This window comes from Arthrobacter liuii (assembly GCF_014639275.1).
Classification (GTDB): domain Bacteria; phylum Actinomycetota; class Actinomycetes; order Actinomycetales; family Micrococcaceae; genus Arthrobacter; species Arthrobacter liuii.
The window spans coordinates 18,756-38,381 of the sequence record NZ_BMFW01000020.1 but is presented as its reverse complement, the minus strand read 5'-3'; the positions used below and the strand labels follow the sequence as shown (position 1 = coordinate 38,381).

The 19,626-nt window shown below is 67.4% G+C and carries 18 protein-coding genes; 15 read left to right on the top strand and 3 right to left on the bottom strand.

Going from position 1 to position 19,626, the window contains the following annotated elements; all coding sequences use genetic code 11:
- The first annotated feature begins 4 nt into the window (after positions 1-4).
- The 3 genes from IEW19_RS16470 (at position 5) to IEW19_RS16460 (ending at position 2,805) form a co-directional block, all read left to right on the top strand.
- Positions 5-1,810 carry a dihydroxyacetone kinase family protein gene (locus IEW19_RS16470; protein ID WP_188572679.1) on the top strand — a complete coding sequence of 602 codons (1,806 nt, stop codon included), beginning with the start codon at positions 5-7 and terminating at the stop codon, positions 1,808-1,810.
- On the top strand, positions 1,810-2,301 hold the full coding sequence (locus IEW19_RS16465) for an RpiB/LacA/LacB family sugar-phosphate isomerase (protein WP_308420010.1): 492 nt from the start codon (positions 1,810-1,812) through the stop codon (positions 2,299-2,301). Before IEW19_RS16470 ends, IEW19_RS16465 begins: the two co-directional genes overlap by 1 nt.
- Before the next feature lie 63 nt (positions 2,302-2,364).
- On the top strand, positions 2,365-2,805 hold the full coding sequence (locus tag IEW19_RS16460) for an SRPBCC family protein (protein WP_188572678.1): 441 nt from the start codon (positions 2,365-2,367) through the stop codon (positions 2,803-2,805).
- On the opposite strand, the gene IEW19_RS16455 is transcribed toward IEW19_RS16460, so the two are convergent.
- Positions 2,783-4,339 carry a carboxylesterase/lipase family protein gene (locus tag IEW19_RS16455; RefSeq protein WP_188572677.1) on the bottom strand — a complete coding sequence of 519 codons (1,557 nt, stop codon included), beginning with the start codon at positions 4,337-4,339 and terminating at the stop codon, positions 2,783-2,785. The genes IEW19_RS16460 and IEW19_RS16455 overlap by 23 nt on opposite strands.
- A gap of 103 nt (positions 4,340-4,442) precedes the next feature.
- On the opposite strand from IEW19_RS16455, the gene IEW19_RS16450 reads away from it, so the two are divergent.
- Positions 4,443-5,195 (top strand): ANTAR domain-containing protein, encoded by a 753-nt coding sequence (locus tag IEW19_RS16450; RefSeq protein WP_188572676.1) that lies wholly within the window; start codon positions 4,443-4,445, stop codon positions 5,193-5,195.
- Here IEW19_RS16450 and IEW19_RS16445 read toward each other — a convergent pair.
- Positions 5,180-5,485, bottom strand: a complete 306-nt coding sequence (locus IEW19_RS16445; RefSeq protein WP_188572675.1) for a hypothetical protein — start codon at positions 5,483-5,485, stop codon at positions 5,180-5,182. The genes IEW19_RS16450 and IEW19_RS16445 overlap by 16 nt on opposite strands.
- 192 nt (positions 5,486-5,677) lie before the next feature.
- Between IEW19_RS16445 and IEW19_RS16440 the strand changes: the two genes are divergently transcribed.
- From IEW19_RS16440 to IEW19_RS16430, 3 genes are all read left to right on the top strand, one after another.
- Positions 5,678-5,962 carry a metallothionein gene (locus IEW19_RS16440; protein ID WP_188572674.1) on the top strand — a complete coding sequence of 95 codons (285 nt, stop codon included), beginning with the start codon at positions 5,678-5,680 and terminating at the stop codon, positions 5,960-5,962.
- Between the two features lie 36 nt (positions 5,963-5,998).
- Positions 5,999-6,436 (top strand): universal stress protein, encoded by a 438-nt coding sequence (locus tag IEW19_RS16435; RefSeq protein ID WP_188572673.1) that lies wholly within the window; start codon positions 5,999-6,001, stop codon positions 6,434-6,436.
- Between the two features lie 89 nt (positions 6,437-6,525).
- Complete coding sequence (locus IEW19_RS16430; protein ID WP_188572672.1) at positions 6,526-7,356, top strand: nucleoside hydrolase; 831 nt, start codon at positions 6,526-6,528, stop codon at positions 7,354-7,356.
- Between the two features lie 59 nt (positions 7,357-7,415).
- On the opposite strand, the gene IEW19_RS16425 is transcribed toward IEW19_RS16430, so the two are convergent.
- A complete protein-coding gene (locus IEW19_RS16425; RefSeq protein WP_188572671.1) occupies positions 7,416-8,675 on the bottom strand; it encodes a glycoside hydrolase family 1 protein in 1,260 nt (419 codons plus the stop codon).
- Positions 8,676-8,896: 221 nt separating this feature from the next.
- Between IEW19_RS16425 and IEW19_RS16420 the strand changes: the two genes are divergently transcribed.
- The 8 genes from IEW19_RS16420 to IEW19_RS16385 all read left to right on the top strand — a co-directional run bounded on the left by IEW19_RS16420 (position 8,897) and on the right by IEW19_RS16385 (position 19,603).
- Positions 8,897-10,453: an ABC transporter substrate-binding protein gene (locus IEW19_RS16420; RefSeq protein WP_188572670.1), complete on the top strand. Its 1,557-nt coding sequence runs from the start codon at positions 8,897-8,899 to the stop codon at positions 10,451-10,453.
- A 65-nt stretch (positions 10,454-10,518) separates the two neighbouring features.
- The gene (locus IEW19_RS16415; RefSeq protein ID WP_188572669.1) at positions 10,519-11,472 is read left to right on the top strand and encodes an ABC transporter permease; all 954 of its coding nucleotides are present in this window, start codon (positions 10,519-10,521) and stop codon (positions 11,470-11,472) included.
- Entirely contained in the window at positions 11,469-13,565 is a 2,097-nt protein-coding gene (locus tag IEW19_RS16410; protein ID WP_188572668.1) for a dipeptide/oligopeptide/nickel ABC transporter permease/ATP-binding protein, read from the top strand. Before IEW19_RS16415 ends, IEW19_RS16410 begins: the two co-directional genes overlap by 4 nt.
- Positions 13,562-14,569 carry an oligopeptide/dipeptide ABC transporter ATP-binding protein gene (locus tag IEW19_RS16405; RefSeq protein WP_188572667.1) on the top strand — a complete coding sequence of 336 codons (1,008 nt, stop codon included), beginning with the start codon at positions 13,562-13,564 and terminating at the stop codon, positions 14,567-14,569. The genes IEW19_RS16410 and IEW19_RS16405 overlap by 4 nt, the downstream gene beginning before the upstream one ends.
- A gap of 35 nt (positions 14,570-14,604) precedes the next feature.
- Positions 14,605-16,884, top strand: a complete 2,280-nt coding sequence (locus IEW19_RS16400; protein WP_188572666.1) for a family 78 glycoside hydrolase catalytic domain — start codon at positions 14,605-14,607, stop codon at positions 16,882-16,884.
- A 77-nt stretch (positions 16,885-16,961) separates the two neighbouring features.
- On the top strand, positions 16,962-17,426 hold the full coding sequence (locus IEW19_RS16395) for a DUF8821 family protein (RefSeq protein WP_188572665.1): 465 nt from the start codon (positions 16,962-16,964) through the stop codon (positions 17,424-17,426).
- 79 nt (positions 17,427-17,505) lie between these two features.
- On the top strand, positions 17,506-18,999 hold the full coding sequence (locus tag IEW19_RS16390; protein WP_188572664.1) for a glycoside hydrolase family 43 protein: 1,494 nt from the start codon (positions 17,506-17,508) through the stop codon (positions 18,997-18,999).
- Between the two features lie 208 nt (positions 19,000-19,207).
- On the top strand, positions 19,208-19,603 hold the full coding sequence (locus IEW19_RS16385) for a hypothetical protein (protein WP_188572663.1): 396 nt from the start codon (positions 19,208-19,210) through the stop codon (positions 19,601-19,603).
- Positions 19,604-19,626: the final 23 nt, after the last annotated feature.

Below are 19,626 nucleotides of genomic sequence, written 5' to 3'. Positions count from 1 at the left end.
CACCATGACCAAAATCTTCAACGACCCCTCAGAGTTCGCCGAGGAAGCCCTGGCCGGCTTCTGCGACGTCCACTCCCACCTGGTCCGGCAGGTTCCCGGCGGCGCAGTGCGCCGTTTCCGGCCGGCCACCCCCAAAGTTACCGTCCTGGCCGGCGGCGGCTCCGGTCACTACCCGGCCTTCGCCGGGCTGATCGGCGCCGGTTTCGCCGACGGCGCCGTGGTGGGCAACATCTTCACCTCGCCCTCCGCCCAGCAAGCGTACGCGGTGGCCAAGGCAGCGGAATCCGGCGCCGGCGTCGTTTTCACCTACGGCAACTACGCCGGTGACGTGATGAACTTCGGCATGGCCAGTGAACGGCTGGCCGCCGAGGGCATCGCCGTGGAGAACGTGCTGGTCACGGACGACATCGCCAGCGCCCCGCCGTCGGAATCCGCCAAGCGCCGCGGCATCGCCGGCGACTTCACCGTCTTCAAGGTGATGGGCGCCGCCGCGGAGAATGGTGCGGACCTTGCCGAGGTGGTCCGCCTGGGCCGCAAGGCCAATGACCTGACCCGCACCATCGGCAGCGCGTTCGCCGGCTGCACCTTCCCGGGCGCCGACGCCCCGCTGTTCACCCTTCCCGAAGGCCAGATGGGCCTGGGCCTTGGCATCCACGGCGAGCCGGGCCTGCACGACACCAATCTGCCCTCCGCCAAGGAACTGGGCCAGGAACTGGTGGCCCGGGTGCTCTCTGAAACGCCGCCCAACGCCGGCAAGCGGCTCGCCGTCATCCTCAATGGGCTTGGTTCCACAAAGCACGAGGAGCTCTTCGTCCTGTGGGGCAGCGTGGCCCCGCTGCTGCGCGCAGCCGGGTACACGCTGGTCATGCCGGAAGTTGGCGAACTGGTCACCAGCCTGGACATGGCCGGCGTCTCGCTGACCGTCACCTGGCTGGATGAAGAGCTGGAACCGCTGTGGGTAGCCCCTGCTGAGACGCCCGCCTACCGCCGCGGCAACGCCGCGCAGGAAACGGGGGCGCTTTCAGCCGAGGAGACGTCCGACGCCGGCACGGCCTCTGCCGTGTTCGTCGCCACAGCCGCCTCCCGCGCGTACGCCGCCGCCTGCGCCGCGGCCATCGGTGCCGCGCGCACCTCGCTGCACGACGCCGAGGAGCGGCTGGGGCGGTTGGACGCCATTGCCGGGGACGGGGACCACGGCCGCGGCATGGTTCGCGGAGTGGATGCTGCCGCGGAGGCCGCCGCCGCCGCCTTGGAGCAGGCCGCCGCCGCCGCCTTGGAGCAGGGCGCCGGGGCCGGCGACGTGCTGGCAGCTGCCGGTGACGCCTGGGCGGACAAAGCCGGAGGGACGTCCGGCGTGCTGTGGGGCGCTGCACTGCGTGCCTTCGGCGAAACCCTGGGCAACTCCACGGCGCCTGGCGCACCCGGGCTCGCCGCCGGCGTGGCCGCGTTTGCGGACCGGATCGTTCAACTGGGCAAGGCCGAAACCGGCGACAAGACCATGGTGGACGCCCTGCTGCCCTTCGCCACCGCCTTCAGCCGCGCTGTGGCTGAGGGCGTGGAGCCCGGCCGGGCCTGGCAGGAAGCAGCGCAGGAATCCGCTGCAGCCGCGGAAGCCACCGCGGACCTTCTTCCCTTGAAGGGCCGGGCCCGCCCCCTGGCCGAAAAGAGCCTGGGCACGCCGGACCCCGGGGCCACCTCCCTGGCCATGGTCTTTGCCGTCATGGGCCCGCACTTCACAGGCACCGCAAGGGAGGCAGCGCCCGGCAACGGCACTGCACAGACCACGGCAGCACAAGCTGCCACAAAGTAATGACGACGGAAGGAGACACCATGGGGCTGCGGCTCATTGTCGGCGCGGACGAAGCCGGCGTCGACTACAAGGACAAGGTCCTGGCGGACCTGCGCAACGACCCCCGCGTCAGCGAGGTCATCGACATCGGGGTCAACCGCACCGATGCGCCGGATGACTTCACCAGGCCCTACCCGTACGTCGGCATCGCAGCCGGCGAGAAGATCAGGGATGGGGCAGCCGACCGCGCCATCCTGTTCTGCGGCACCGGAATCGGGGTAGCCATCGCCGCGAACAAAGTGGAGGGCATCCGGGCCACCGCCGCGCACGACTCGTTTTCGGTGGAACGCTCGATCCTCTCCAACGACTGCCAGGTGCTGACCATGGGCCAGCGCGTGGTGGGCATCGAGCTGGCCCGGCGGCTGGCGAAGGAATGGATCGGCTATACGTTCGATCCGGCGTCGGCCTCGGCGGGCAAGGTCAAGGTCCTCACCGACTTCGAGTCCTGCTAGCCCGGCCGGGCGGCGGGTTGAAGACGCTGCCGCCCGGCTGCTGGGTACTCCTAGACTGGGGTAATGATCACAGTCACCGGAAGTGTGGAAACCAACCTGTCCGCGGAGAAGGCCTTCGCCTTCATGAGTGAGTTCGAGAACACCAGCAAGTGGGACCCCAACACCCCCGTCATGGACAAAATCACCCCTGGACCGGTGGCGGTGGGGCACAAGTACCACGCCGAGTCCGAGTTCCGGGGGAAGCGCCAGGCCCTGGTCTACGAGGTGATCGAGCTGACCAACAACCACATCAAGCTGCGCGGTGAGAACAAGACCGTGACGTCCTTTGATTCTATCGACGTCAGCCCCAGCGGCACCGGCTCGGTGGTGAAATACACGGCCGAGTTCAGCATCAACGGGCCGTTCAGGATCATCCAGCCGCTCCTGAAACCTGCCTTCAATTCCCTGCGCGATCCGGCCCTGAACGGTATCCGGGACACGCTCAACTCGCTGGCATCGGCCTGACGGCGTCGAAAAACTCGCGGATCTCCCGCCGGGGGTCGGCTTCCAGCCGGGGTTCGTCGTCGAGCACCATGGTGCGGCGCTCCTGCCCGTACTCCGCCCACGGCAGCCCAGCCGTGTCCGGCGTTCCGGCGTGGGCAAAGGACGCCCAAGCCCCGCTCATGGCGTCGCTCAGGGACTGCGGCGCCTTGCCCCTGGTGAGGAAGGCGGCAACAGGTTCGTCCAGGTGCCGGAAGACGAAGGGGATGTCCAGCGCATGGCAGGCGCCGAGCTTTCCGCCCATGGCCGGGCTGCGCCAGGTGAACAGGTAGGCGAAGTTCTTCCCGCCGGCGCGGGTCCGGGCTGCCTGCCCGCGTGCCGCCAGGAGCCGGTTGCTGGGCTGGCGGTACATGGAATCCGCGATGGCCGCCTCCAGGACTTCCCTGCCGGACGGCTCCCGCGACAGGACCCGGGCGAGTGCTTCCGTGTAGCCGGGTGCTTGTGACGGCGGAATTCCGGCCCCGGCGAGGACCGCGGCGGCACGGTCCGGATAGCCCGGGTCAGCGGTGGAGGGAGGACGCATTTCCACAGCGAAAGACCCCTCGTTGAGATTGGTTCCGATCAGCAGGTCAACGTGGCCGTTGAGCCCGTCCCCTACGCTTTCCAGCGGCGGGCGCGGCAGCGACGGCGTCCCCACAGTGGGCTGGAACGGCAGCGGAACCGCGAAGGATTGCGCCGCTGAGTGCCGTTCCAGGGCTGCCTGGGCCGCCAGCAGCCGCTCAACAGGGAGGGTCAACAGCTGGTCGGCGGAGCGGCTGTCCAGGCCGCATAACTCAAGGAAACCGGAGCTGATGCGCGCGGAGTCCTCTGGCTGGCGGTACCGCTCCGCCGTGCCGCTTTGCATGATGGCCCGGTGGAAGAGCCCTTCCGATGCCGGCATGCCCAGCAGGGTGCCGATCGCGGCTGCACCTGCGGACTCACCAAAGAGGGTCACGTTCCGGGGGTCGCCGCCGAACGCACCGATGTTGTGGCTGACCCAGCGCAGGGCCTCCAGCTGGTCCAGCAGGGCAAGGTTGGACGAGTCCTCGTAACCGGGCCCCAGCAGGTCCGAAAGGTGCAGGAAGCCCAGGGCACCCAGCCGGTAGTTGATGGAAACCAGCACCGCGCCCGCCGCAGCGGCGAGCCTCGCGCCGTCGTACATTCCATCACTGTTGGATCCCAGAAGGTACGCGCCGCCATGGATCCACACCATCACCGGTCTGCCCGGACCATCCGTGCCAGGCGTCCAGATGTTCAGGTTGAGGCAGGCGTCCTCGCTCCAGAGGCGGGGCCTGGCGCCCGGGGGTGCCGGGGCTTCGGGGTTCTGGGGCGCTGCGGGGCCAGGAGCAGTGCCGTCCAGCACGCCGGTCCACGGCAACGCCGGGACCGGCGGCCGGAAGCGGTTGGCTCCCGACGGCGGCTGGGCATACGGGATGCCCAGGAACCGATGGATGGTGGTCCCGTCAGTCTCCAGGGAGGCGCCGCGAACGGATCCACCGGCAGTGGGGAGATGCGTCATGGTTGACAGGTTACGGCCTCCGCGCAGGTAGGCTGGCATCACCGTTTGGCAGTGAGCGGCCACGATTCCGTGGTGTTTCACTTGTGTCCAGGAGGTAAGGCGCGTGCTAGACGGCGGCGTCTCTAAAGACGAGGATTTCGCAGACGTTGCCCTGCACCTCCAGGAGTCGTTCCTGCAGAACCCAGGGGTTGAGGCACTTCTCGGAGATTTGGCAGCCTATGCCTCGTCCAGGCTGGGCTCTGCAGACCATGAATGCTCCTGTGAGATTACGGTGGTACGGCCCAAGAAGCCCGTAGCAACTGCCAGCAGCAACTCCAGCACAAACGCCATGATCCAGCTGGAATCCAGGTACGGGGACGGTCCTGGACTGATGGCCATGCGGACCTCCTGTACCGTGCTGGTGGCCGACCTGCGGCAGGAAGGGCGCTGGCCGGAGTACGTCCAGGCTGTGCGGGGCCAAGGGTTCCTTTCCGTGCTCAGCATCCCCGCTGCGCTGGAGGGGGAGGCGCAGGGCGTGGTGAGCATCTACTGCCGGCAGTCCATCGCCCCGGGCAGTGCCGGGATCAATGCTGCCGAGGCGTTCGTCCGCCGTGCCTCGGCGGGCCTGACACTTGTCCTTCGGATGCTGAAGCTGGAGGAGACCAAGGAGGGGATGAGCGCTGCCATGCAGACCCGCACCGTGATTGACCTCGCCACCGGGGCCATCATGGCGCAGAACCGTTGCAGCCAGGCTGCCGCCTTCAAGCTGCTGCGGGACGCGTCCAGCACCCGGAACATGAAGCTGAGGGATGTTGCGGCGGCCGTGGTTTCCTCGATTGCCGGTGCTGCGGACACCTTCACCTACTTCGACGAGTAGGGGTCCGTCCATTCCGGGCCATGCTGTTTGGGCTGCAGGAGGAACAAGACAGAGCTGCTGAGGGGAGCCCGGAGGAGCAGGCCCTCGGTGGCGCAGTGTTCATTGACGGCCTGGGCCAGGGTGTCGCGTTCCTTCGGCGAAAGGGCGGCCTCGCCTGCGCAATAATCGCGGATGAGCTGTTCCGAGGCGTCCCCGCCCAACCCGACGAACTCCAGCCACAGGTGCGCCACATCCAGCCGGTACTCCCTGATAACAGCATCGGTCAGCGCCTGCTGGTCCACAGCATCCATCGTCCCGTCCTGACCTTTGGCAGCACCTCTATGAATGAGGTTCGGAGTGGACAGCCCGGCGGATGGGCGGATGGGAAAGGAATTTTCTGATGTCGTCGCCGCTGCCGGAGGACCTTCGCCCCTAGGCAAATCCCGCCCGCAAGCAGTCAACTTGAGTGTCCGGAGCAGGGAGCACAACAGGAGGCAGGAGCCATGGGCGCATGTGATGTCTGCGGCAGCAGTGAGGGCCGCATGTTCACCGTCAGCATGGGGAACCAGACCGGGACATTCGACAGCTTCGAATGCGCCATCCACATGATGGCTCCGGCCTGCGAGCATTGCGGCTGCCGGATCCTGGGTCACCCCGTTGAGAGCGAAGCAGGCATCTATTGCTGCCTCCATTGCGCCAGGGAAGCAGGCAACCCGCACCAGGCCGCCACGGCGGAGCATTCGACAGTGGCCGTGCCGGCGCAGGGCACGACCGCGGCCCAGGGCTAGTTCCGCCAGCACCAGTGCAACAGGAAAAGGGGACCCGTGACCGCTAACGGAACCTACAGGATCGTGGTGGGGGTGGACGGCTCCGACCAGTCCAAGGCGGCAATGGACTGGGCCATTGCGGAATCAAGGCTGCGCAGGGGTGAGGTCCAGGCGGTGACGGCTTGGAGCTTCCCTTACGTCAGCGATGCCATGGGCACGTCCTGGGACTATGAGATCTTCGAGAAGGACGCCCAGGCCATCCTTGAAGCGGAACTCGAACGGGTCAAGGACCAGGGTGTGACCGTCACCGGCCGCATCGTGGAAGGAAACGCGGCCTCTGCGCTTATCGGCGCTTCCAAGGAAGCCGATCTGGTGGCAGTAGGGTCGCGCGGCCACGGCGGCTTCACCGGCATGCTGCTCGGCTCCGTGTCGCACCAGACTATCCACCATGCGCACTGCCCGGTGCTGGTGTTCCGCGAGCCACCGGCGACGTAACGCCGGCCCCGGACTGGCCTGCCGGGCTGCCGTTCCGGTGAATGAAATTCACCAGCCGGCAGTTCTGTCGCTGCTGCAAAACTGGCAGCATGCACATGATTCGGGTTGAGCCCCGCTGCCGGGTGATTATTGACAATGACTGGGCCGGGGACCCCGACGGATTGGTAGCCCTGGCCCATCACGCCCTGTCGCCCGCCAACCGGATCGTCGCCGTCACGGCTTCACTGACCAACCCGATGTTCGGGCCACCCGGGGGCAGGGCGCAAGCCGGTGGACACCTGGCCGAGGACCTGCTCCGGGTTCTGAAACTGCCCGAACTTCCCGCAGTGCACGCCGGCCCGGATGCTCCGTTCATTGGGCAGCCACGAGCCAATCCTGCCGCCAGGGCGATCGTCGACGCGGCGGAAGCCGGGGGAGACCTCCCCCTGATCCTTGTCTGCGCCGGGCCGCTCACCAACGTGGCCGATGCGCTCCTGCTGGATCCCGCCGTCGCCCGTTCCCTTACCCTGGCCTGGGTAGGCGGCGCGGCCAGGGACGATGAGGAGTACAACTACTTCACGGACCCTGCAGCCGCGGACTACGTGCTGGGAAACCGGGACCTGGCCGTGTGGCAGTTCCCGGCCGAAACGTACCGGAAGATTGTGGCCCCAGTGGCCGAGCTCGACGTCGAGTTCCGCAACGCAGGCCCGGCCGGCGCGTGGCTGTGGGAGCATTTCAACAGCCTGGAGGTGCCGGGTTTCGTGAAGTTCGGACCGCTGTGGTGCCTGGGCGACAGTGCGCCCCTGGTGGTCACTGGCCTGGACGACAGCACCTCCACGTACGTCGAAACGTCCGCCGCCCCCCAGCGGCGGACGTACACCTCGGTGGATACCAGGCTGATCATGGCGGACTTCGCCGCGAAGCTGCAGCTTCAGGGGTAGCGGTGTGTAAAAGTAATGGCCCGGACTTCCCGCGGGAAGTCCGGGCCATTGTGTCGTGCTTACGCGGGCTGGGTGACCTGGGATGCAGCGTGCTCCCGGGCCAGGCCGCCCAGCCAGCGGGCGCTTTCCTTCGGGGTGCGCTCCTGGGTTGAACGGTCGACGGCGATCAGGCCGAACTTGGGCCGGTAGCCGAAGATCCACTCGTAATTGTCGAAAGCGGTCCAGGCGATGTACCCCCGGACGTCGATGCCGTCGGCAATGCAGGAGGCCACGCCGTCGACCGCTGTCTTCAGGTACGCCACCCGCTGCGTGTCATCTTCCGTGGCCAGCCCGTTCTCCGTCACGATCACGGGAATCCCGGCAATCCGGTGGGCCTCCCGGATGGTGGCCTCCAGGCCCTGGGGGTAGATCTCCTCGCCCATCTGGTTGGTGGGCACGCCCTCCGGAGCGGGAGCGTGGCCCCCGGGACCGTAGACAGTGCGGCCGTACGTCTGGATACCCATGAAGTCGTCGCCCCGGGTTGCCTCAAGGAAGCGCTCGTTGACGGTGCGCCGCACCTTGTCCGCAATTTCTTCACCGCCGGGGATGGACTGGATGTCCGAGTTTGCAAGGGTCCAGCCCACCTGCAGGTCCGGGCGGTGCGCCTTGATGGCCGCGGTGCCGGCCCGGTGTGCGGCCAGCTTCACGTTGAACCCTGCCTCCGTGGAGCAGAACTGGAAGGGGGCAACGGTGCTGGCGTCAACGCCAAGGCGCTCCGCTGCGGCGGCCCACATGGGAACTTTGCCGCGGTTTTCCGGCGCCTCACCTCCGATGCCGAAGGACTCCAGCAGCCACGGAAGGTTGGGCTCGTTCAGGGTGCAGGCGACGCCGATGAGGTCACCCAGGTGCTCCATCACGCGGTTGCAGTAGCGGGCGAAAAGCTCCGGGGTCCGGTCACTTTCCCAGCCGCCCGCCTGCAGGAGCCAGAGCGGCGAAGCGAAGTGGTGGAACGTCACCACCGGGGTCAGGCCGTGCTCCAGGCAGGCCTCCACCACGCGCTTGTAGTGATTCAGTTCAGCCACGGAGAAGTGGCCTTCTTCAGGCTCGATCCGGGCCCATTCCAGGGAGAAACGGTAGCTGCCGAAGCCGAGCCCCGCGATCAGGGCAATGTCCTCGCGGTACCGGTGGTAGTGGTCCACGGCATCCCCGGAGGGTTCCGCGAAGATCGTGCCGGGAAGGTGCTCCAGGAACCAGGTATCGCTGTTGACGTTGTTGCCTTCCACCTGGTGGCCGGCGGTGGCCACACCCCACAGGAAGTCGTGCGGAAACGGGTTGGTCATGTTGGTTCCTTTCATATCGGCCGCGCATGGGCGCCCAGGCCTCTCTGCCTGCATCCATCCTGTCGAGTCGAGTGACCGCCGCCACAATACTTTTTCAATCAATGACATTGTCATGTTTGGCCCCGCTCGCCCCAACGGATTCTTGAAGGGAGCCGGACAGCTCCGGCCCCTCGAATTTCCTCCGTTTGTCACCGTCATAGAAGAATGCGAAGGCGCACTAGATGAAACTTATGACCTCAGCCGCACGGGGCAGCGCAGCCGTCCTGACCGGCGCCCTGCTGATGGGTTCCCTGGCCGCCTGTGGCGGCGGCAACTCGCAGGCGGCCGCCAAAGCGGACACCAGCAGCCTGACCCTCGCCATCGACAGCGACTCGGCGTCGTTTGGATTCGACCCTCTGCGGGTCTCGGCAGCCCAGCGCCAGTTCTTTGAAGGCCTCTACGACAGCCTGATGACGCTGCAGCCGGACGGGTCCACTGGTCCGGGCCTGGCCAAGGACTTCAGCTATAACACGGACAACACCGTCCTGACCTTGACGCTCAAGGACGACGTCACGTTCACAGACGGCTCCAAGCTCGATGCCGCATTGGTCAAGGCCAACCTGGACCGCCGGTCCGATCCCGCCCTGAGCGCCTACTCGGCAGTGGCTAAGGGCGGTGCCCAGGAAATCACATCCGTGGACGTGGTCAGCCCCACCCAGGTGGCCCTGACCTTCGCCAAGCCGCAACCCGGATTCGAGAAGAACCTGGCGTCCACCACAGGCATGATCGTTGGCAAGAACGGTGTGGCGGACACCGCCAGCCTGGCCGCCACACCGGATGGCTCCGGCCCCTACACCCTTGACTCCTCCACCGTGAAGGGCAACAAATACGTCCTGGTGAAGAACGACAAGAGCGCTGACGCTTCCAAGTACACCTACAAGAAGGTTGTCTTCAGCGTGGTCATGGACCCCCAGGCACGCGCCAACGCCCTGGTCTCGGGCCAGGCCGACGTCGCCATGCTGACGTCCTCCACGGTGGACTTCGCCAAGTCAAAGGGCATCGGCGTTTCCCAGATCGGTGGCACCGTCAACACCATGATCTCCTTTGACAAGACCGGCAAGACCGCTCCGGCCTTTGCCCAGGAGAAGGTCCGCCAGGCCATCCAGTACGCGATCAACCGCCAGGCCCTGGTGGACGCACTGCACAAGGGCGACATCCCCGCCTGGAACGCCCTCCCCAAGGATTCCGCCGGCTTCACCAAGGACCTCGAAACCAAGTTCGCCTACAACCCCGACAAGGCCAAGAGCCTGCTGGCCGAGGCCGGCTACCCCAACGGTTTTGAGTTCACCATCGTTGCCGGCGCCCAGACCCAGACGGACCTGCAGGCAGTCCAGAAGGACCTGGCCGCCGTCGGCATCACCATGAACGTCAAGATGGCCGCCTCCACGGATGAGGCCTTCGCCGCCGTTGCCACCACGCCGCTGGGCTACGCGCCGCTGAACTGGGACAACCCCGTCGGTGTGATGTACGGCGTCGTCCTTAACGGCTTCACCAACGTCCAGAAGGCCACCGATGACCAGCTCAGCGCCGCCACCGGCGAACTGGCCGCAGCCAAGGACGACGCAGCCGTCAAGGCAGCAGCCACCAAGCTGAACACCCGGCTGATGGAGTCCGGCTGGATGATCCCGCTGTACGAGGCACTCACCAACCAGGGCTACAACACCAAGAAGGTGGCGCCGGTGAAGTTCGCCGGAACCAACGCCTACCCGCTCCTCTCGTCCTACACGCCGGCCAGCTAACACCCGCACCCTCCCCTGCGGCCCTTACCTAACAGGACAAGGGCCGCCCGGGAGGGGCCTGACCGATGGAGGTCACCATGGCACTATTCATCACCAAGCGCCTGCTGATGGCGCTGGCCACCGTGCTGGTGGTTGCGGTCCTGGCATTCCTGCTGGTGCACGCCATGCCGGGCAGCCCGGGGGCGGTGTCCCTCGGCGCCGGCGCCTCCCAGGACGCGATTGACCAGCTGAACCAGCAGCTGGGCTGGAACGATCCGCTGTTCGCCCAGTTCTTCCACTGGTTGGGCGAGGCGGTGCAGGGGAACCTGGGCGCCTCGCTGATCGACGGCCGCTCCATCAGCGCGGACCTGGCGGACCGGCTGCCCGTGACGGCGTCCCTCGCAGCGGGAGCCACGGTCCTCAGCGCGGTCCTGGGCATCGCCCTGGGCGTCACCGCCGCGGTTCGGGGCGGGCTGCTGGACCAAGTAATCGGCGGCTTCGTGGGCCTCCTCGTCGCCTTGCCCGCCTTTTGGGTGGGCGTCCTCTTCGTTTACCTGTTCGCCGTCCAGTCCTCCGTGTTCCCGGCCACCGGCTACGTCCCGTTCGAGGTCTCGCCGCAGGACTGGGCACTGTCCCTGGCGCTGCCGGTGATCACCCTGGCCGTGGGCGGCGCCGCTTTCATCGCCCGCCAGACCAGGGCCTCCATGCTGGAAGCCCTGCAGCAGGAACACATCCGCACCCTGCGCGCCACGGCCACCCCCACGTGGAAGATCCTCTACGTCCACGCCCTGCGCTATGCGAGCCTGCCCATTGTGGCCGGCATCGCGCTGCAGTTCATCGGCCTGTTCGGCGGCTCCGTCATCGCTGAGCAGCTGTTCGCCATGCCGGGCCTGGGCCAGGCCGTGCAGACCTCCGTCAGCACCCATGACGCCCCCGCCGTGCAGGGCGTGGTGGTGATTGCCACCGTGGTGGTGGTTGCCGTCAACTTGGTGCTGGAGCTGGCCACCAAGTTCCTCGACCCGAAGTTGCGTGCCTCATGATCCCCACAGTTGCCCCCACACGGGCGGACCAAACAGAACGCACGACGGCGGCAGCAGCGAACGCGCGCAGCGCCGGCAAAGCGGCAATCGCCAAATTCTCCCGGCACCGGCTGCTCACGTCGCCCGGCGCGGTGACAGGCATCGTTTGGCTCGCCGCCCTGGTGATCGCATCGCTGACGGCGCCGCTTTGGCTGCCGTTCAAGACCGAGGACCAGGACTTCACCGCCGTCCTGTCCGGCCCCACCGCCGCACACTGGCTGGGGACGGATGAACTGGGTCGGGACATCCTCAGCCGCATCTTCGCCGCCGCGGCCGGCACCTTGGGGACGTCGCTGCTCACAGTGATTGTCGGCGTCGCGCTCGGAACCGTCCTGGCCATGCTTTCCGCCGGTGCCGGCGAACGGACGGAGGGTGCGATCAGCCGCGGCACCGAAATCATGATGTCCCTGCCCGGCACCGTGATCATCCTGGCTGTCATCGGGGCCGTGGGTACCAACATTCCGGTGGTCATGGCCATCCTGGGCATCCTGATGTCCGCCGGCATTTACCGGGTGATCCTGGGGCAAGCCAAGTCACTGCAGTCGCAGCTCTATGTGGACGCCGCCAAGGTGGACGGCTCCAGCCCGCTGGGCATCAGCGTCCGCCACGTCCTGCCCGGCCTTGCCAACACCATCGTGGTGCAGGCAGCACTCATCTTCGCGGTGGGCATGCTCATCCAAGCCGGCCTGGCGTTCATCGGTTTCGGGCCACCCATCCCGCAGCCCAGCTGGGGCGGCATGATCCAGGGTGCTTCGCAGCATGTTTACGACGCGCCCTGGATGATGGTGCCCACGGGCGCCGTGCTGGCGCTGACGGTCCTCTCCGCCAACGCCATCGGCAACGCCCTTGGCAAGGCGCCCAACGCTTCAGCGCCGCACCTGCCCTCCGCAGCAGCCCGCCGGCAGCGCGCCAAAGCCGTTGCTGCGATCGCCTCCGCCGCGCCTTCGGACCGTTCTGCAAAGGCCCATGAGGCAAAGGGGACGCTCAGCGTCCGCAACCTTTCGGTCGGCGTCGACAGCGCTGGTCCAGGCAAGGGCGTACCCCTGGTCACCGATGTCTCCTTCGACGTCCAGCCCGGCACTGTCCTGGGCCTGGTGGGCGAATCCGGCTGCGGCAAGACCATGACCGCACTGTCCCTCCTGGGGCTGCTGCCTTCCGGCGTCTCCGTCACCGGCGGCCAGATCCTCTGGAACGGGAAGAACCTGGCTGCCACCACTGACAAGGACATGGAAGCCGTCCGGGGCCGTGAAATCGCCCTCATCAGCCAGGAACCCATGCGCGCCCTGGATCCGATGTTCACGGTGGGATACCAGCTCAACGCAACCCTCCGGCGGCTCCGCGGCATGGGCCGCGCCGAGGCCCGCAACGAGGCCCGGAACCTGCTCGAGAAGGTGGGGATCGTTGATGCGGAACGGATCCTGAAGACCTATCCGCACCAGATCAGCGGCGGCATGGCCCAGCGCGTTGCCATCGCGCTGGCCCTCTCCGGCCGGCCCCGGCTGCTGGTGGCGGACGAACCCACCACCGCCCTGGACGTCACGGTCCAGGCTGAAATCCTCTCCCTCCTCCGCGCACTGGTGAAGGACACCGGCATGTCCGTGGTCATGGTGACGCACGACCTGGGCGTCGTGGCCGACATCTGCGACCAGGTGGCCGTCATGTATGCAGGCCAGGTGGTGGAAAACGGCAGGACCGAAAAGATCCTGGACAACCCTCGCCACCCCTATACCCTGGCCCTGCTTGCCGCGGATCCGCATGCCAACCACGCCCACGCCATGCCCGAACGGCTCGCCTCCATCAGCGGCCAGGTGCCGCAGCCCAAGGACTGGCCTTCCGGGTGCAGGTTTGCCGCGCGCTGCCAGTTCGCGGGTTCGGCCTGCACCGATCCGGTGCCGCTGCTGCCCTCCGGCACCGGCGAAGGGCTGGTGCGCTGCGTCAAGGCCGACCAACTCGCCGTCGAGGGCATGGACTGGCTGGCCACGGACGTTCCTGCTTCCCAGGTTTTGGGGATCGCGCCCAAGCAAGCCACGATCATCGGAAAGGACCTGGCATGAGCACCACAACCACCGAACGCCTCGATCCCACGCCGCCCTCCGCAGCCACCCCGATGCTCGAGGTCAGGGACCTGGTGGTCCGCTACGGGCGGGGCCGGAAGGCAGCCGCCGCACCCGCCGCCGTCGACCGCGTCAGCTTCAGCATTGCACCCGGCGAGACCGTGGGCCTGGTGGGGGAGTCCGGCTCCGGAAAGTCCACCATCGGCAAAGCGATCCTTGGCCTGCAGAAGGCCTCCGGCGGCTCCATCTCCTTCCAGGGCAAGGACATCACAGCTGCGGGTGCCGCTGAGCGTCGGGCCCTGGGCGGGGAACTGCGCGCCGTCTTCCAGGACCCGAATTCCTCGCTGAACCCCCGGAACACGATTGGCATCTCCCTGGCTGAGCCGCTGCGCCTCCGCAGAGTGTCTGCGGCAGAGGCGCGCACCAAGGCGGAGGACATGCTGGAGCGGGTGGGCCTCCCGCGGGAGGCCGTGGACCGGTACCCCAGCCAGTTTTCCGGCGGCCAGCGCCAGCGGATCTCCGTGGCACGGGCCCTGATCTGCGACCCCCAGCTGGTGGTCTGCGATGAGGCCGTCAGTGCCCTTGACCTCTCCACCCAGGCGCAGGTGCTGAACCTGCTGGCCGATCTTCGCGACGAACGGGGCCTGAGCTACCTGTTCATCGCCCACGACATTGCCGTGGTCCAGTTCCTGGCCCAGCGCGTGGTGGTGCTCTACCGCGGGCAGGTGATGGAAAGCGGACCCGCCGCGGCCGTCACCGAGGACCCTAAGCATCCCTTCACGCGAGCCCTCGTGGCTGCCTCCCCGGTGCCGCGCCCGGCGGAGCAGGCGGCGCGGCGTGAAGCCCGCGAATCACTCGGTGTCCGCACGGGAGCGGCCGCGGTACCCGCGCAGGGCGGCTGCCCCTTCCGGCTCCGCTGCCCGCTGGCCACGGACCTGTGCGCCTCCGACCGGCCGGCCCTGCGTCGGGTGGGCAGCGCGGACGTCGCCTGCCACTACGCCTGACTTTTCCTACCCACTGCAGAACGGAATCTCCCCGCATGACTTCCACCCCCTGGCTCGCCGCCATGATCACGCCCGAACAGGACTTCGACGGCGCCCCGCTGCTCCGCAAGGAGTTCACCCTTGACCAGGGCCACGGGGAAGTGGTGGCGGCGACGCTCCGGGCCACCGCCTTCGGCGTGTATGAGGCGTCCATCAACGGCCGCCCGGTGGGCCCGGATGTGCTGAGCCCGGGCTGGAGCTCCTACGAGTGGCGGCTCCGGTACCGCAGCTACGACGTCACGTCCCTGCTCAAACCGGACAGCGTGATCGGCGTGGAGCTGGGCAACGGCTGGTACCGCGGACGGCTGGCCTGGCACGGCATGTCCAACCTGTACGGCAGCGAGCTGGGGTTTTTCGGGCAGCTGGATATCGAGTTCGCTGACGGACACGTCCAGTCCATCGCCTCCGACGCCACCTGGCAGGCCGGCCCCTCCGCCACCACCTTCAACGACCTCTACGACGGGCAGACCATCGACGCCCGCCGCTTCCAGCCCGGCTGGGCGGAGCCAGGTTTTGTGCCCGGCCCTGACTGGACGGGCGTGCGTGAGCTGGCGTTCGACGTCGTCCGGCTGGCTGACCCGGTGGGCCCGCCCGTGGTGCGTACCGGCGTCGTGCGTCCCGTGGAAGTCTCCACCTCGCCTGCCGGCAGGACGCTCGTGGACTTTGGCCAGAACTTGGTGGGCTGGCTCCGCTTCTGCGTCCAGGGCGAAGCCGGACAGGCCATCACCGTGCGCCACGCCGAGGTCCTCGAAAACGGCGAACTCGGTGTCCGGCCGCTGCGCTCGGCGAAGGCAACGGACACGTTCATCCTCTCCGGCGGACAGGACTTCTTCGAGCCCACCAAGACCTTCCACGGCTTCCGGTATGCGGAAATCACCGGATGGCCCGGAACATTGACCGTGGATGACCTGGAAGCCGTGGTGGTCCACTCCGACCTGGAGCGCACCGGCACCTTCGAGTGCTCCAACGAACTGGTGAACCAGCTGCACCGCAACATCGTCTGGGGGCTGCGCGGCAACTTCCTGGACCTGCCCACCGACTGCCCGCAACGTGATGAGCGGCTGGGCTGGACCGGTGACATCGCCGTGTTCGCACCCACCGCGGCCTACCTGTACGACGTCAAGGGCTTCCTGCAGGACTGGCTGCTGGACCTTGCCGCCGAGCAGAAGGCGCAGGACGGCCTGGTGCCCATCACCGTGCCCGACGCCCTGAAGTACTGCCCGCAGCCGGCCGAATTCCCCACGCCGGAGTCCTCCGCGCTCTGGAGCGAGGCGTCCGTGTGGGTGCCGTGGGCGCTGTGGGAGGCGTACGGCGATGTCTCCGTACTGGAGCACCAGTACGAATCCATGGCCTCGCACACCCGCCGCGTGGAAGGCCTGCTCTCCGCTAACGGGCTGTGGGACTCCGGCTTCCAGTTCGGCGACTGGCTTGACCCGGACGCCGCACCGGACCAGCCGTGGGCAGCCAAGGCGGACACCGCCGTGGTGGCCACCGCGTGCATGTACCGCACGGCGCGGATCACTGCCCAGGCCGCCGGGCTGCTGGGAAGGCACGACGACGAAGCACACTTCGAGGCGCTCGCCGCCCGGGTGCGTGGGGCCTTCGCGGAAAATTACGTGGCTGCCGACGGCACCATCTCCAGCGACTGCACCACCGTGTATGCCCTGGCCATCGCCTTCGACGTCCTGGAAACGGCCGCGCTGCGGGAGTTCGCCGGCAACCGCCTGGCCGAACTGGTCCGGGACAACGGCTACCGGGTGTCCACCGGCTTCGCCGGGACGCCGTTCATTACCCACGCGCTCACGGACACCGGGCATGTGGACGAGGCCTACCGGCTGCTCCTGGAGGAGGGTTGCCCGTCCTGGCTGTACCCGGTGACCATGGGCGCCACCACGGTGTGGGAACGCTGGGACTCGATGCTGCCGGACGGCACTATTAACCCCGGCGAGATGACCAGCTTCAACCACTACGCCCTGGGTGCCGTGGCGGACTGGATGCACAAGGCCATCGGCGGCATCCGGCCCTTGGCGCCGGGCTACGCGCGGGTGCTCATCGCGCCGCAGCCGGGGGAAGGGATCGACTGGGCCACCGCGTCCCTGAAGACCCCGCACGGTGAGGTCCGTGTCGAATGGAAGCACGACGGCGGCGCGTTCCGCCTCGAGGCGACGGTGCCTGACGGGGTGGCGGCCGACGTCGTCCTTCCGGACGGTGCGCGGCACACCGTCGGGGGCGGCACGCACTCGTTCAGCGCGGACCTCGGCGTGCTGGTGGAGTAGTCGGCCCGCGGCCCGAACCGTGCGGTGTGGACGCCGATCTGCAACGATGTGGCAAAAGACCATTTCCAGGAGGACTCATGCCGTACACCGTGGACTTCAAGAACGTCTCCACCGTTGGGTTGGAATCGTCGCCGGTAGCCGATGCTCTGGCCGGACTGCGGGCCAATGAGGCGCGCTACTACAAGAACAAGTATGACCACGATTTCACCGTTGTGGCTGCCGACGAAGCTCCGGAAGTCCTCGACTACGTGAACAACATCCTGTCCACCGAGCGGGACCTGGTGATCTCCTCCAAGCCGCTCGAGGTGTCCTCCTTCGAAGTGGAGGGGCTGCGGATGGCCTACGTGTTTTACGAGTCCGGGTTGTCCATCAATGCCATGTACGGCATCGACGAGGGCGCCAAGCGGGCCGTCGGATTCAAGCTGTCCGACGGCATGGAAATCCCGGAGGAACTGGCCGCCAGCTTCAAGTTCGCCCGGCAGAAGTCCAAGCTCGCCGGCACCATCCGCGGCTCCTACTTTGTGATCAAGGGACAGTACTAAGGCCGGAGCGCCAAAGAACACCTTTCAACGATTGAAATCCGGCTCCACTACGGGTGCTGCCGCACATCAGGATGGCTGGATGTACTCCAACCCCATCCTGTCCGGATTCAACCCCGACCCCACCATCGTGAGCACCCCGGACGGCTATTACGTCGTGACGTCGTCCTTCGAGTACCTGCCCGGCCTGCCGGTTTATCACAGCGAAGACCTGGAGAACTGGGAGCTGGTGGGCCACGTGGCAACGCGGGAGGAGCAGGTTGGGCTTGCCGACGTCCCCACGCCCGGGGGCGTCTGGGCGCCGACCCTCCGTTACCGCGACGGCGTCTTCTACCTGATCGTCTCGGTGTTCCTGGGCGGCAGGGGCTGCGTGGTTTTCACGGCCGCGGACCCTGCCGGGCCATGGAGCGACGGGACGGTCATCGAAGCCGTGGACGGCATCGACCCCGACCTTGCCTGGGACCAGGACGGGACGGCATACGTGACCTTTGCCCGGCACCCCGACGCGATCCAGCAAGTGCGGGTTGACCTCGCTACCGGTAAGGCACTCGAAAAGCCGCGCGCCCTGTGGTCCGGCAGCGGACTCTATTCGCCCGAAGGGCCGCACCTCTACCGGCGCGGGGACTGGTGGTACCTGCTGGCTGCGGAGGGCGGCACGGACCGCGGCCACGCCGTCACCGTTGCCCGTTCCCGTCGACCGGACGGACCGTTCGAATCCGCGCCCCACAATCCGATCCTCACCGCAGCCGGGACCGGATGGCCGGTCCAGAACACAGGGCATGCGGACCTGGTGGAAATGCCCGACGGCGGAACGGCCATGGTCCTCCTGGGCGTCCGTCCGGTGGGCCTCACCCAGGCGTTTTCACCCCTGGGCCGGGAGACCTTCATGACCCGGGTGGAGTGGGTGGATGGCTGGCCCAACGCGCGCCTGCCACAGCAGGCCGGGGTCCGACCCGAATCGGTCGAGTACGACTTCACCAGCGGCGCCGCCCTGGAGGACCCTGCAAGGATCGGTGTCCGGAGGACGCCGTCGGAATTTACCGTGCCCACAGCTGGCGGCCTTGTCGTCAAGGGAGAGGGAGACACCCTGGATGCCCTCCGCCCAAGCTTCCTCGCCCAGCGGCAGCGCCATCTCGGAATGGAATTACGGGCCCTGCTCGACGTCAGCGCCGGTACGGGCGGCGTCGCCGTTCGCAATGCCGATGACAACTGGTTCGGCATCGTAGCCACGCGGGACGGGGATGCTGTCAAGGTCACTGCACATGCCGTCGTGGCCAGTTTCGACCGGACCTGGGAAACAGTGGTGCCCCAAGGCGATATCGAACTGGCAATCCTGGCCAGCCCGCCGCCGTCGGACTTCAGTGCCGGTGCCGTGGGCGGAGACCGGATCCGGCTGCTGGTCCGCGCCGCCGGGCCGGCCGGAAGCGGAGACGGCGAAGAGGTGCTGCTCACCGAACTCGACGGCAGGCACTGGGCCTTCGAAACAGCCAAGGCGTTCACCGGCAGGGCCTTTGGCGTCTTCGCCTGTCAAGGCGAGGTCCTGGTCCGCAGCCTGACCTACCGAGGCAAGGACTGATCGCTGAGCACCCCGATGGATACCGTTGTCCGCCTGCTGCGGGAATCAGCGGCCGCGTTCGACACCCGCTCGGCTCCCTGACCGGCTCACGGCACACACGCCGTTGACCGCCTGCAGCGGCGTGGGTACTGTGGGCGCACCATCCGCGCCGCTGGCGAATCCCACGGGACGCTGCGAGCCGGCACACCGGCAGGAAAGGAAACCGCATATGAGCGACAGCGGCAAAGACGGCGTCATGTGGCTGCCCGAACCTGAAGCGAAGGACTATCCCGCGGCGGCGGCCTACCTGGCCCTGCTGGCGCCCGACGATGTCGCTGCCGCCATCGCCGCCTCGCTCCAGGCCGCCCCGATCCAGCACCGCAAGGCCAAGGACATTCTCCGCGCCGCGAGGCTGGTCCTGCTGCCTCCAGACAATGCCCATGTGGCATCGGACCTGAAGAAAATCAAGGACGGCAGGAAGCTTTCGCCCATCCTGATGGTCCGCGGCGACCTCGCCAAAGGCATCCCGGCCCAGATTGCCGACGGATACCACCGGGTATGCGCCAGCTACTTAACGGACGAAAATACCGACATCCCGCTCAAACTGGCCGACGCACCCCGGTAGCCACCGCCACGTCAACCGGCCCG